The sequence below is a fragment of the Effusibacillus dendaii genome, assembly GCF_015097055.1.
GTDB classification, from domain to species: domain Bacteria; phylum Bacillota; class Bacilli; order Tumebacillales; family Effusibacillaceae; genus Effusibacillus; species Effusibacillus dendaii.
In genome coordinates this window covers 164905-179238 of record NZ_AP023366.1, presented here as the reverse complement: position 1 = coordinate 179238, position 14334 = coordinate 164905, and the positions used below count along the sequence as shown (strand labels likewise).

The window sequence follows — 14334 nt, the reverse complement described above, 5'->3', positions numbered from 1 at the left end:
GTTAAGTCAAAACAGGCAGTTCTTCATACATTCGGCTTGCCTGTTTATCTTCCATGATCTGTTGCCAGGGATCTCTCAGCACGGACAGCGCTTTGTCAACCCGTTCATTCAGCTGGCGGCGCATTTCAGAATCCTGCAACACTGCCTGAACAGCGGTCAGTCCGACCCGTTCCATCCATTGGGAGGTTCGCTCGCCGTAATTGGCATTCTCCCGATAATACTGCAGGAACGCTCCTGTCCACTCGAGCACCTCCTGCTCTGTTTTCACCTTGCAAAGCAGTTCTGCGCCTCGCAAATGCACACCGCCGTTGCCGCCGACATAGATTTCCCAGCCGCCGTCGATCCCGACCACGCCGATATCCTTGATGCTTGATTCCGCACAGTTGCGCGGACAACCGGATACTGCCATTTTCACTTTGGCCGGGGTGTTCAGCCGTTCAAATTTCTTCTCGATGTCGATTCCCATTCGGATTGAATTCTGCGTGCCAAACCGGCAAAAGTCGCTTCCCACGCATGTTTTGACGGTGCGGATTGCTTTGCCGTAGGCAAATCCGGATGGCATATCCAGTTCTGCCCAGATTTTAGGCAGGTCTTCCTTTTTCACGCCAAGCAGATCAAGCCGCTGGCCGCCCGTTACTTTCACCATCGGAACGTTGTATTTTTCCGCCACTGCCGCAATCCGCTTCAATTCGGCAGGGGATGTTACGCCTCCGTACATGCGGGGCACCACCGAGTAGGTGCCGTCTTTCTGGATGTTGGCGTGCATCCGTTCGTTGACAAAACGCGATTCCCGCTCGTCTTCATGTTCTTCCGGCCATATCATGTTGAGATAATAGTTCACCGCCGGACGACATTTCGAGCAGCCTTCCGTTTCCTTCCAGCCGAGTACAAACATGACTTCCTTCACAGTGGTCAGTTGTTTTTCCTTGATTTCCGCCACCAGTTCCTCACGGCTGAGCGTTGTGCAGCCGCAGATCGGTTCTTTCCGGGAGACAACGACTGAATCGCCCAGTACCGATTCCAGCAAATTGGCTACCAATGGCTTGCAGCCGCCACAGGAACGGGAAGCGCTTGTGCACTGTTTGACCTCCTCAACGGAACAGAGCCCTTTTTCCCGTATCGCCTGCACAATCGTCCCTTTCGAAACACCATTACAGCCGCAGATAATTTCATCATCCGAAAGCGCGGCCACCAGATCGTTGCCGGAATTTGCTTCTGCCGACCGGTTTTCCAAAATCGACACCCGCTTCAGATCCTGGATGCTGCTGCCGGAACGCATCATTTGCAATATCCGGTTGCTGTCGCTTGTGTCACCAAATAAAACGGCACCTATGATTTTATTGTCGCGAACCATGATTTTCTTGTAGACTCCGGAAAATTCATCATGCACGCGGATCGCCCGCGTTTCTGCACCGTCCATAAACTCGCCCGCCGAAAATACGTCTACTCCGGAAACCTTTAGTTTCGTATATACGACGGAACCTTCATAAGGTGGTGTGTCTATGCGGCACAACCGTTTCGCAAGCACCATCCCCTGCTCGTAGAGAGGGGCCACCAGACCATACACGCCCGTACGGTGTTCGGCGCATTCCCCAACCGCATACACGTCAGGCAGACTTGTTTCCATCCAATCATTTACCATAACGCCCCGATTCACTTCGATGCCGCTTTGTCTGGCCAATTCGACGTTCGGTTTAATGCCTACCGCCATTACGATCAAATCGGCCGATTCCATACTTCCGTCCTTGAAACGCAGTCCTGTTACCCGTTCTTCTCCCAAGACAGCCTCTGATTGTTTTCCCATCAGAAAACGGATCCCCTGTTTTTCAAGTTCCTGCTGAAGCAGTTGGGAGGCAACCGGGTCCAATTGCCGTTCCATCAGGTTTTCAAAAATATGCACCACACTGACTTCCATCGACAGGTTGAGCAGCCCCCTTGCCGCTTCAAGACCTAACAGTCCGCCGCCGATCACAATTGCCTTTTTGTATTGTTTGGAGGCCTCGATCATCGCTTCACAATCTTTGATGTCACGGAAGGAAATCACTCCCTGTTTGTCTGCTCCCGGCAGCGGAAGTATGACCGGCAAGGAACCGGTCGCAAGGATCAGATCATCATACGGCACAACCAGTCCCTGGTCGGTGAAAACCCGCTTTGTCTCAACATCGATTCGGGTTACCGTTTGCCCGGTGTGAAGATCGATTTGATGCTTCTTGTACCATTCGTAATCATTGAGCACAATGTCGCGAATATCTGCGTCCCCCGCCAACACGGACGACAGCAAAATCCGATTGTAGTTTGGGTGCGGCTCGCTTCCAATAATGGTAATTTCAAAAAGGTCCGCATTATGTTTCAAAATCTCCTCAATACAGCGAACTCCGGCCATGCCGTTACCGACCAGCACCAATTTTCGTTTGTTCATGCTCTTTCTCTCCCTCCGTCAGATGATTCTCCCCATTGTCTTCCGGTTCCGAACTGATTTTTGCAAACGAGACCGCGCAGATTTTAAATTCCGGCATCTTCGACTCCGGGTCCAGTTCTGCGCTTGTCAACAAATTGGCCGACTGATCATACTCCCAATGGATCGGGACAAACAGCGTATCAGGCCGAATGTGGGGAGTCAGTTTGACTCGAAACCTGGCCTTTCCCTGCCGGGTGCGCAATTCGACCCAATCCCCGTCCTGCACGCCCTTCTGATTTGCTGTGATTGGATGCATTTCTACAAACGGTTCCGGCGCTTTTGCGTTCAACGATACGGTGCGTCTGGTTTGAACGCCCGTCAGATAATGCAGCATCAGCCGACCGGTCGTCAGGAAAAACGGAAAATCGGAATCGGGCTGTTCTTTCGAATCCTGGTATTCGACCGCATGAAATACCGCCTTCCCATCCGGATGCGCAAACCGTTCTGTAAACATCCGCTCCGTGCCCGGATCTTCATCACTTATACAGGGCCAGAACACTCCTTTTTGCCGTTCAATCTTTTCGTAACTGATGCCGGAATAATCGGCACGACCGCCTTGTGACGCCAGTCGCAACTCTTCAAAGATGTCCTCTGCCGTCTCGTATGCAAAATGCTTCTTTTTTCCGAGTCGCCTTGCCAATTCGCATAAAATCTGCCAATCCAGGCGTGCCTGACCGGGCGGATTTTGCGACGCGCGGCGTAAAATGACCCGTCCCTCCAAATTGGTCATCGTTCCTTCATCTTCCGTCCAAGCAGACCCTGGCAGCACGATGTCAGCCATTTTCGCCGTTTCCGTCAGAAACAGATCCACAACAACCAGCGTATCAAGTCCGGCCAACGCCTTTTTGACGAAACGGCTATCAGGACTGGAGGTCAGCGGATTCGAGGCAAGGATGAACATCCCTTTGATTTCGCCGTCAGCCATCGCTTGAAACAGTTCGTATGCCGATTTTCCTTTGCCGGGAATTTCCTGTTCGTCAACGCCCCAAACGGATGCCAAATACATGCGGTGTTCCGGGTTCTCGATCGATCGGTAGCCAGGCAGTTGATCCGATTTTTGCCCATGTTCGCGGCCGCCCTGACCGTTCCCTTGGCCTGTTATCGCGCCATAGCCGCAGCCCGGTTTGCCGATTTTGCCTGATGCCAAAACGAGATTCAGGCAGCTTACTACATTCTGGACCCCTTTCGCCTGCTGCTCGATACCACGCGCCGTATATACAATCGCCGTTTCCGCTTCCCCATACCAGCGGGCGATTTGCACGATCTGTTCGGCTGGAATTCCGGTGATGTCTGCCACCCGTTCCGGCGAATAAGAACGAACCGTCTCTTTCACCCGCTCAAAACCAGACGTCCGTTCTTCAATAAAGCCGTGATCAATTCGGTTTTCCTGGATCATCACATGCAAAATGCCATTCATCAGCGCAGAATCGGTGCCGGGACGGACAGCCAAATGCAGATCCGCGATTTTAGCTGTGTTTGTATAACGCGGATCGACCACCACAATTTTGCCCCCGTTCTTTTGCGCCTGACGAAAATAGGGCAGCATGGTTGGCTGGCAGTCCGCAACATTTGCACCGACAATCAGGATCATCTTGGCGAGGGGGATATCATGCAGCGGGATCGTCATTCCCCGATCGATACCGAATGTTTTGTTCATTGCCGTTGCTGCAGATGACATGCAGTACCGTCCGTTATAATCGATGTTGCGGGTACGCAAGGCAATTCGGGCAAATTTGCCCAGCAGGTACGCTTTTTCATTGGTTAGCGAACCGCCGCCAAACACGGATACGGCATCGCAGCCGTACTTGGTTTGAATCGACTGAAAGCGGTGAACGATCTCAGACAACGCTTCCTCCCAGGCGGCGATCGTAAGCTGGCCGTTTTTGCGAATCAGCGGCAGGGTGAGACGTTCCCAATGGCGGCTATGTTCGTGCGCCACGATTCCTTTCGGACACGCTTTGCCCGCCGAAACAGGAAACTCCTTGATCGGCTGGACACCCGTTATTTTCATAAGCGTTGGATCCACCCGTAATTCGATCGCACACTGCATGCTGCAAAACGGACAGTGACTGGAGACCCCTACTTCTCTTACCGATTGATCGACCTTATGTTGAAATGCCCTGAGTAACTCCTGCATGGCGGCCCCCCTTGTATTCAGAAAATCAAAAAGCCCTGCACAAACCGGCGGCGAATCGTTCCCGTAGGAAAAAACGCGCATAGTACCGGTTTTACAGGGCATCGTTGCCTCACACAGATCAGACTTCGTTGTCGTCACTGCGCTTTACCGTGTTACGTTTACTTACATGTTTTTTGTTATTATAGCAGATTTCGAGGTTACCAAAACCACCTTTGTGAGGTTTCCTTACAAAAACGAAAATCTGGGTGAAAAGTAACGAAAGCCTCAGTCTGTTACACACCGGACTGAGGCCCTCGAATCGTGGCATTATTTCATTGTCAGACTGACAAGGCGTGTTTATTCAAAATCGAGCAGCCCTTTTTTGACTGCATACCGTACCAATTCCGGGCGTGTTTTCAAATGCAGTTTTTCCATGATCTTCGTTTTGTGTGTTTCCACCGTTTTTACCGATACCACCAGTTGCTCGGCAATCTCTTTGTTGGAATATCCTTTTGCGATCAATGCCAGAATCTCCTGCTCCCGTTCCGTCAGGATGTTGTAATGATCCACATCTTCCCCTTTATGGACGCGCTGCAGAAATTCCTGTATGAGCGATTTGGCAGCGGATGGGTGAAGATAAGCCGCACCTTGTTTGACAGTTCGTATGGCGGTGATCAGGTCCATGTCGGGCGCACTTTTTAAGATGTAGCCGGATGCTCCGGCCTGCAGAACCCGAAACAGATATTCTTCATCATCGTGCATCGTGAGAACCAGAATATCAATTTCAGGCGCATGTTCTTTCAGTCTTGCCGTGGCAGAAAGCCCATTTTCGCCCGGCGGCATGCTGAGATCCATCAGTACAATGTCCGGCCTTATCTGCAGCGCTTTATCAACCGCTTCCCGGCCGTCTGCCGCCGTATCCACCACTTCCATGTCAGATTGCGCGTTGATCAACATCGAAAGACCTGATCTGACAATCGCGTGATCATCCGCGATAAGTACTCGGATCGACATGTAACGGTTCCCCCTTCTCATTTATGGGGATCACAATGTGAACAGAGGTGCCTTTGTTCGGCGCGGATTGAATGTCCACCGTTCCTCCCAATAGACTGGCCCTTTCCCGCATTCCATATAAGCCAAGGCCAGTACCCTTTATGCGAATCTGATCGGTTTCAAATCCACTTCCGTTATCTTCCAGATAGAGTTCCACCTGATGCGGAGTATCTGTCAAACGCACTTTGACTTTATCAGCGTCTGCGTATTTGGCGGTGTTCGTCATCGCTTCCTGGCAGATGCGGTACAGGGCGGTTTCCACAGATGCTCCGTAACGCCGTTTGCTGCCGATCGTTTCCAGTTCGGTTTCGATGCCAAACGTTTGTTCATAACGTTTCATGTAGGAGCGAATGGCCGGAATCAATCCCAGATCGTCCAAAGCGGACGGCCGCAATTCGACCGCCATGTTTTTCACTTCTTCCAAAGCGCGGGTTGTCATCTGCTGCACTTCTTGCAAGTGTTTTCGGATTGGTTCATCGAACTCCAATTCATTCAGCATTTTCAACCCGACCATAACGCTGTAAAGCGCTTGGCCAACACCATCATGCAGATCGCGGGAAACCCGTTTCCGCTCTTTTTCCTGTGCCTCAATCATATATTTGGTCATCATTCGCTGGAAACGTTCGCGTTCCATCCGGTGCTGTTCCGACATGTCACGTAAAATCACAACCAGCATCTTCGTGTCATGATCCTGCAGTTGAGTGGAGCTGGCCGCAACGGAAACTTCCTGTCCGTCTTTGCGGCGGACCTTCATTTCAAACGATGGCATGCTGGGGCGATGGGCAAAACAGTCGACGCAGGAAGCTTCCTCCATACAGTTCGCCATTCCCCTGCAAATATCGCAGAAATGGATTTGCCCGCTCAATTCTTCCGCTGTCCAGCCGGTCATTTTCTCGGCAGCCGGATTGGCGCCCGCGACGACTCCCTGCCCATTGACCACAACAATTGCGTCTGTCACTTGCTGGAAAATCGATCTCAAAACGGAAGTTGTATGATTGGTCAAACCCAAGTTCCCCAACCAAACCATCAGTAACGTCCCCTTTTAATGTTGTTACTATTATTATACTTGTTTAACGAAGCGTTTCGCTATTTAACTTTCTGTGAATGATTAGAAGGAATAAAAGTACAGTAGGGTTCGCTTGTCAAATAATCACCCGTCACCGCATAAGCGCGCGCTCGGGAACCGCCGCAAATATGGCGGTACGGGCATTCCCCGCATTTTCCTTTCAAGTTGTCAGGGTTTCGAAGCGATTGGAAAATGGGTGAATACCAGTATATGTCGACAATCGATTGCTCGCGTACATTGCCCGTCTTAATGGGCAGAAATCCGCTGGGGTAGACATCGCCGAGATGGGAAATAAACACGAATCCGTTACCGTCATTTACCCCGAACATGGGACGACCAATTCCATCCCCTTTCGATTCGTCGTCTCTCTGTACGCCAACCAGATTCATGCGGGAAACGGGCTGCCCCTCTTTCACTCTCGATTGGATGACCACTCTCCTGTAATGTTGCGCTGCTGTTGTTTTAATATCAAACGGAGCCGTGTTTGACAGTTCATACAGCCAGTGAAACACCTGCTCATGCTGTTCGGGTGAAATCATGTCGCTTGCTTTGCCGCGACCCGTCGGCACAAGAAAGAATACGCTCCACAACACCACCTGCAACTCACGCATCAAATCGGCCAGATTTTGCAGATCGTCAAGATTATAGCGGCTTACGGTGGTGTTAATCTGAATCGGCAGCTCCAGCTCATGCAGGTATTTGATCGATTCGATGGTACGGTCAAAGGAACCGGATACACCGCGAAACGCATCGTGAATTTCGGCGGTGGAACCGTCCAACGAAAATGCCCAACGCGACAGTCCGGCTTCTTTCGCCCGCCGCATCGCGTCTTTTGTGACGTGTCTTGTGGCGCTTGGCGTCATGGAGATTTTCAACCCCAGTTTCACACCATATTGGATCAGCTCATAGAGGTCGTGACGCATTAACGGATCACCGCCAGTAAAAACAACAACCGGATCTCCGAACTGTTTGATCTGTTCCAGTAAATGAAATCCTTCCTGTGTGCTTAACTGGCGCGGGTCCGGCATCGGTTGTGCTTCCGCCCGGCAGTGCAGACAAGCCAGTTCGCATGCCCGCGTAACTTCCCAGATCACAATAAATGGAGATTGATCAAACGGACGCATAAATATTTCCCCTTTTTTGGTACGGCCTAATTCGCGCCAAAATTGTACGATTCGGATGAAGCGGACATACAGGCTCCCGGCAGTCTATACGTGCCGCGTATTGCGGCTGCGGTAGACGATGTAACTGCGGCGAAAATACGCCAGAGGCACGCTCCATACGTGTACCAGACGTGTAAATGGCCATACGCCGAAGATGGCGAACGTGAAAAGGATATGCAGCTTGAAAAACAGTGGCACATCTGCCATCAGACCGGGATTCGGTGCAAATGTCAGTATGCCGCGAATCCAGGGAGCAATCGTTTCCCGGTAGTCATAACTGCCCGTCACGTTATAACCGATCGTCGAGAAAATCCCCATGCCGATTACCAAGAACAGCAGAACGGCTACCAAAATATCACTGGCGTCGCTCGTTTTGCGTACACGGGGCACACTGAGCCGACGAAAGAGCAGGATCGCAATCCCGACAAATGTGAGGATACCGGCAAATCCTCCACCGTAAACGGCCCCGGCATGATACAGTTCTTCCGTAACACCGATGCTTTCGGTGAATTCCTTTGGAATCAGAAGACCGGCCAAATGCCCGATTAAGACGAGAAATATGCCCATATGAAACAACATACTTCCCCAGCGCAGAGTTTTCTTTTCCAGGAATTCGCTCGACTTGGCCGTCCATGCCAATTGATCGGTGTTGTAACGGTAAATATGTCCGACTACAAAAGTGGTCAGCATCAGATACGGATAAATCACCCACAAAAATTGGCTCCCAAAGTTCACAATCCCGCCTCCTTTGCTTGCAACCCGCCAACTGCCCGGAACTTGTCGGTCGCTTGGAACCTGTCAGCCGCCGCCAGTACCGCCTCTAACAAACCGGCATACGGACTTTCGTATTTGAGCAGCTCGGTCCGCAGCTTTTCAATCGCTCCGCGAAAATCCCGCATTGCTTTTGCTGTCGCTTCGATCGGTGCAACGGCGGCAAATTCAAGCAGCAGCGGCAAATAGTCAGGCAGTTCCTGATCGGTTACCTCGAAACCGAACTGATGAAAATAATCTTTCAGTCGAACCAGTACCTGCCCGCGTTCCCGCTCTTCCCCAATTGACGAGTAGGTCAAGTAAAGAGTGGTGTTGGCCCGAAAGTCAAATGTGTTCACATATCGTTCGGCCATCTCTTCCATATCGGAATTCGCCAGCACCTCCAGAAAGGAACGCAGCATCGACCTTGGCTCCGGGGCCGTTATTTCTTCCACATCCGCCTCCAGTTCCGCCAGATTCCACCACTCGGAATTCGGATACTCCAGCAGCCAGGAAACCAGTTGAAAAACCCGTCTGCTATCTTCCATCCCGGTCATTGAAAGAGCCGTAGAAGTAGACATTGTCTCCATGATATCCCCCTCCTACTTCGCAAGTATTGCAGCTACCTGCCAGATCGTATCCGGCCATTCCCTGTTCGCCATACAGATTTAAGAACTGCTCTTTATGGGCGGGCGGTATGACAAACCGGTCTTCATATTTGGCAATGGCCAGCAGCCGGTACATGTCGGCCGCCGATTTTTCCGTCATGCCAGTTTGTTTCAACATTTCCGGATCCGATTGGTTTCCGGTCGTTAACGCACGCATATGGTAGCGCATCGCGACCATTCTTTGCAGGGCCTGTGTAATCACCTTTGTGTCGCCCGCTGCCAGCAGGTTCGCCAGGTAGGCGAGAGGAATCCGCATCTGTTCAATCGCCGGGCACAAGTGGTCGGCATCCAGATTGCTGCCCTGACCTTCAAAGACGTTCATAATCGGGCTTAACGGCGGTACATACCAAACCATCGGCAGCGTCCGATACTCAGGGTGCAGCGGCAGCGCAACCCCGTATTCGATCGCCAGCTTGTAAATCGGCGAACGGCGGGCCGCTTCCAGCCAATCGTCAGAGATGCCATCGCGCTTCGCCTGCTCGATCACATTCGGATCATTCGGGTCAAGAAACAGGCTCAACTGCGCTATATACAGATCCTTTTCCGCAGGTGTGGAGGCAACTTCTTCCACCCGGTCCGCATCGTACAGCAAAATGCCGATATAACGGATGCGCCCCGTACAGGTTTCCGAGCAGACAGTCGGCAATCCGGCCTCAATTCGCGGGAAACAAAGCGTGCATTTTTCCGCTTTCTGGGTCTGCCAGTTGAAATAGACTTTCTTGTAAGGACAGCCCGACATGCAGTACCGCCAGCCTCGGCAGGCCTCCTGATCGACCAGTACGATGCCGTCTTCATCCCGTTTGTACATCGCGCCAGACGGACAGGACGCAACGCAGGAAGGGTTCAGACAGTGTTCGCAAATGCGCGGCAAATACATCATGAACGCCTGTTCAAACTCCATCCGAATCTGTTCTTCCAGCTTTACCGCATTCGGATCCCGCTTGCCCGTTACGTGAGCGCCGGCCAGATCGTCTTCCCAGTTCGGTCCCCATTGAACATCCATATATTCGCCGGTAATCACCGACTTGGTGCGGGCGACCGGCTGATGCTTTTTCTGCGGACTGTTGGTTAATGTTTCATAATCATAGGTCCATGGCTCATAATATTCGTCGATCGTCGGCAGATCCGGGTTGTAAAAAATCTTGCCGAGCGCCAGTTTGTTCACTTTGCTGCCGGAACGGAGTTCCAGCTTGCCGTTTTTTAAAATCCAGCCGCCCTTGTGCTTATCCTGGTTCTCCCATTCAATCGGATAGCCGACCCCCGGTTTCGTTTCGACGTTGTTGAACCAGATATATTCCGCACCCGGTCGGTTCGTCCATGTGTTTTTGCAGGTCACGCTGCAGGTGTGGCAGCCGATGCATTTATCCAGATTCATCACCATTGCGACTTGTGCTTTAATCTTCAAGCCAGTTCACCTCTTTCAGCTTGCGTACCGCCACGTACAGATCCCGCTGGTTGCCGATCGGTCCGTAATAGTTGAACCCGTAGCTGAGCTGTGCGTAACCGCCGATCAATTGCGTCGGTTTTAAATGAATCCGGGTCGGACTGTTGTGCGTGCCGCCCCGTTCGTTTGTAATGGTTGAACCGGGCACGTTGATGTGCCTATCCTGCGCGTGATACATATACATCGTGCCGCGCGGCATCCGGTGGCTGACAACCGCTCTCGCTGTGACGACACCGTTTCGGTTATAAACTTCCACCCAGTCATTATCCGAAATGCTCGCTTCCGCCGCATCCTGGTCGTTGATCCAGACGTTGGGTCCGCCACGGAACAATGTCAACATGTGCAGATTGTCCTGATAGGTACTGTGAATGTTCCACTTGCCGTGCGGGGTCAGGTAACGCAGCACAATACTCTGATCCTTCTCAGCCGGTTGTTGATCCTGGCTGGCAAATACCATTTTGGGCAAAGTAGGCTTATAGATTGGCAACCCTTCCCCATACTCCCGCATGATTTCATGATCCAGATAGAAATGCTGGCGACCGGTCAGAGTGCGGAACGGCACCAAATGCTCAATGTTGGTGGTAAACGGCGAGTACCGTCTGTCGCCTTTGTTCGAACCGGTAAATACGGGAGTCGGGATGACCTGTCGCGGTTGCACGGTAATATCGGCGAACGTGACATGTTCGGCCGCCCGTTCCTCTGCCAAATCAACCAGTTCCAGGCCGGTTTTCTTCTCTTCCGCTTGCCAAGCTTTCATTGCCACCTGCCCGTTTGTTGCACTGGATAATGTCAAAATCGCCTCGGGAACCTGCCGGTCGCTCTCAATAGTGGGCAGCCCCTCTGAAACGCCCGGTTTGTCGATCGTTCTGTTTAGTTTTTTCAACTGTTCATACTGGTCTTGGACAGGAAACGAGATGCCGTGCGCCCCGACCGGATTTTTCCGGAGCAGCGGTCCCAATGCGATAAACTTGTCGTAAATCTGCGTGTAATCCCGTTCCACAACGACAAATTTGGGCATCGTCTTGCCCGGTACGGCTTCCGTTTCTCCTTTTTTCCAATCGAGCACTCTGCCGAACGGCTGGGCAATCTCTTCCGGCGAGTCGTGCATCAACGGTACGCTGACGATGTCTGTTTTCGGTTCCGGCAGGTAGGTTTTCGCCATCTCCGCAAAGGTGCGCGCCAGCCCTTTAAAAATCTCCCAGTCCGATTTTGCTTCCCATGGCGGCGCAATGGCCGGATTGAGCGGATGCACAAACGGGTGCATGTCTGTACTGCTTAAATCGTGTTTTTCATACCAGGTAGCGGCTGGCAGCACAATGTCGGAATGGAGCGCGTTGCCCGCCATCCGAAAATCGAGGCTGACCAGCAGGTCCAGCTTTCCTTCCGGCGCCGACTCATGCCATTTCACTTCCTCCGGCCGCAGTTCGCCGCTGTCTTCCGACAGAAGACCGTTCGAAGTGCCAAGCAGGTGTTTCAGGAAATACTCGTGTCCCTTGCCGGAACTTGAGATCAGATTGGATCGCCAGACGAACAGGGCGCGCGGAAAGTTTTGTGAACTGTCCGGATCTTCCACCGCGAACTGCATATGGCCGCTCTTCAATTCGTTGACTGACGGTAACGGGTGCGTCCCGCCAGGGGCGATGCCAATCTATCCATCGACAGATCATCATACCGCCATTGATTGGTGGCGAAGTACCAATAGGAAGTGGCGTTTTGCAGCCTTGGCGGCTGTGACCAGTCACGCCCGAACGCGATAGTGGACCACCCCTCAATCGGACGTAATTTTTCCTGGCCGACATAATGCGCCCAACCGCCGCCATTGACACCCTGCGAGCCGGTCAGCAGAACCAGATTCAGGATAGCCCGGTAGATGGTGTCGCCATGAAACCAGTGGTTGATGCCGGCGCCCATAATGATCATCGAGCGTCCTTTTGTATCCACCGCATTCTGCGCAAATTCCCGGGCGATTTGGATGGCCAGATTACGGTCAACGCCGGTGTGCGCTTCCTGCCAGGCGGGCGTGTACGGGCGGGGATCTTCATAACCGTACGGATAATCCCCCGGCAACCCCCGATTTATCCCGTAATGAGCCAGCATCATGTCGAATACGCTGGTGACATAGATCGTTTCACCGGCCCGTTCAATCTTTTTGGCCGGTACGTCGCGGCGAAATGTTTCCCGTCCTGTCTCATCAAAATAAGGGAATTCCATTCGGACGATTTCGTCCTGACTGCCAAGCAGTGTCAGCAACGGGTCAATCGGTTGACCCTGCTCGTCTTCCAGCTTCAGGTTCCATTTGCCCGTATCTGCCCAGCGGTGGCCGATGCATCCGTTCGGACACACCAGCCGATTTGTTTTGGAATTGATCACAACAGGCTTCCATTCCGGATTGCTGAGCGGATATCCCAAGTCGCTCGCAAGCAGGAACCGGTCGACCGTGAACAAATCCCCGTTTTTGCGCAGTGTAATCAAAAAAGGCAAATCGGTATATCGCTTGGCATAATCTATAAAATACGGGGTCTTCTGATCCACATAAAACTCTTTTAAAATCACATGTGTCATCGCTTGTGCCAGGGCTGCGTCAGTACCCGGTTTAGGAGCCAGCCAATTGTCGGCAAACTTGACGTTCTCCGCATAGTCGGGGCTGATCGACACCACTTTCGTTCCTTTGTATCGGGCTTCTGTCATAAAGTGAGCATCCGGGGTGCGGGTCATCGGCACATTCGAACCCCACATCATGATATAGCCGGAGTTGTACCAATCGCTGCTTTCCGGCACATCGGTCTGCTCGCCCCAAACCTGCGGCGAAGCGGGGGGAAGATCGGCGTACCAGTCGTAGAAGCTGAGCATCGGCGCCCCCAACATGGAAAGGAATCGGGCACCCGACGCGTAACTTACCATCGACATGGCAGGAATCGGCGTAAAGCCGGCGATCCGGTCCGGACCGTATTTTTCGATCACATAGATGAGCGAGGCGGAAATCAATTGATTGATTTCCTGCCAGGATGCCCGCACGAATCCGCCTTTGCCGCGGGCTGCCTTATACTGTTTCGCTTTCTCCGGATTTTCGACAATGTTTTTCCATGCTTGCACCAGATCGTTCGTTTTTTGCAGTTCTTCCCGCCAGAACTTCAGCAGGACTCCCGCACATACGGGTATTTGACACGCAGCGGACTGTATACATACCAGGAAAAACTGGCGCCTCGCGGACAACCGCGCGGTTCGAATTCCGGCATATCAGGGCCGGTCGTCGGATAGTCGGTCTGCTGATTTTCCCAAGTAATGATGCCATCTTTGACAAACACTTTCCAGCTGCAGGAACCGGTACAGTTGACGCCGTGCGTAGTGCGAACCACCTTATCGTGCTGCCAGCGGCGACGATAAACCTTTTCCCATTCCCGTCCTTGCGTGGACAGTTCGCTCCAGCCGTCCGAATACTGTTCGGCCGGGCGGAAGAATCGCAATTTTTTTGATAAAGGAGTCGACTTTTTCTTCATCTGGGTCTCCCTTCCACCATTGGCGGTAAAATCGATTTTTTAAAAAATTCGTTCTTTACAATCAGTTTATCTGACGGACCGTCTCTTTCGTATCAGGGAAAATTCCGATACTGACGGTG

General features: G+C 52.2%; 8 protein-coding genes and 1 pseudogene. All 9 read right to left on the bottom strand.

Translation table 11 applies throughout. The features are described 5' to 3' along the window. Position 1: 1 nt before the first annotated feature. The 9 genes and pseudogenes from nirB to skT53_RS00835 all read right to left on the bottom strand — a co-directional run bounded on the left by nirB (position 2) and on the right by skT53_RS00835 (position 14215). The gene (nirB, locus tag skT53_RS00875; protein WP_200759342.1) at positions 2-2419 is read right to left on the bottom strand and encodes a nitrite reductase large subunit NirB; all 2418 of its coding nucleotides are present in this window, start codon (positions 2417-2419) and stop codon (positions 2-4) included. Next, the gene (gene fdhF, locus skT53_RS00870; protein ID WP_200759341.1) at positions 2388-4595 is read right to left on the bottom strand and encodes a formate dehydrogenase subunit alpha; all 2208 of its coding nucleotides are present in this window, start codon (positions 4593-4595) and stop codon (positions 2388-2390) included. The genes nirB and fdhF overlap by 32 nt, the downstream gene beginning before the upstream one ends. 336 nt (positions 4596-4931) lie before the next feature. Continuing rightward, positions 4932-5588, bottom strand: coding sequence for a response regulator (locus skT53_RS00865; protein ID WP_318978577.1), 657 nt, complete (start codon positions 5586-5588; stop codon positions 4932-4934). Further along, positions 5560-6654: a PAS domain-containing sensor histidine kinase gene (locus skT53_RS00860; RefSeq protein ID WP_200759340.1), complete on the bottom strand. Its 1095-nt coding sequence runs from the start codon at positions 6652-6654 to the stop codon at positions 5560-5562. The genes skT53_RS00865 and skT53_RS00860 overlap by 29 nt, the downstream gene beginning before the upstream one ends. Positions 6655-6713: 59 nt before the next feature. Beyond that, a complete protein-coding gene (locus skT53_RS00855) occupies positions 6714-7817 on the bottom strand; it encodes a TIGR04053 family radical SAM/SPASM domain-containing protein (protein ID WP_200759339.1) in 1104 nt (367 codons plus the stop codon). A gap of 84 nt (positions 7818-7901) precedes the next feature. Beyond that, a complete protein-coding gene (gene narI / locus skT53_RS00850; protein ID WP_200759338.1) occupies positions 7902-8591 on the bottom strand; it encodes a respiratory nitrate reductase subunit gamma in 690 nt (229 codons plus the stop codon). Next, positions 8588-9196: a nitrate reductase molybdenum cofactor assembly chaperone gene (gene narJ / locus skT53_RS00845; protein ID WP_200759337.1), complete on the bottom strand. Its 609-nt coding sequence runs from the start codon at positions 9194-9196 to the stop codon at positions 8588-8590. Before narJ ends, narI begins: the two co-directional genes overlap by 4 nt. Next, complete coding sequence (narH, locus tag skT53_RS00840) at positions 9144-10679, bottom strand: nitrate reductase subunit beta (protein WP_200759336.1); 1536 nt, start codon at positions 10677-10679, stop codon at positions 9144-9146. The genes narJ and narH overlap by 53 nt, the downstream gene beginning before the upstream one ends. Continuing rightward, positions 10669-14215: pseudogene (locus skT53_RS00835) on the bottom strand (nitrate reductase subunit alpha). Before skT53_RS00835 ends, narH begins: the two are co-directional and overlap by 11 nt. Between the last annotated feature and the right edge of the window lie 119 nt (positions 14216-14334).

Coding starts and splice junctions, on each gene's coding strand:
- skT53_RS00865 (WP_318978577.1), bottom strand. CDS start 5,588: ATGTCGATCCGAGTACTTATCGCGGATGATCACGCGATTGTCAGATCA.
- fdhF (WP_200759341.1), bottom strand. CDS start 4,595: ATGCAGGAGTTACTCAGGGCATTTCAACATAAGGTCGATCAATCGGTA.
- skT53_RS00855 (WP_200759339.1), bottom strand. CDS start 7,817: ATGCGTCCGTTTGATCAATCTCCATTTATTGTGATCTGGGAAGTTACG.
- narJ (WP_200759337.1), bottom strand. CDS start 9,196: ATGGAGACAATGTCTACTTCTACGGCTCTTTCAATGACCGGGATGGAA.
- skT53_RS00860 (WP_200759340.1), bottom strand. CDS start 6,654: ATGGTTTGGTTGGGGAACTTGGGTTTGACCAATCATACAACTTCCGTT.
- nirB (WP_200759342.1), bottom strand. CDS start 2,419: ATGAACAAACGAAAATTGGTGCTGGTCGGTAACGGCATGGCCGGAGTT.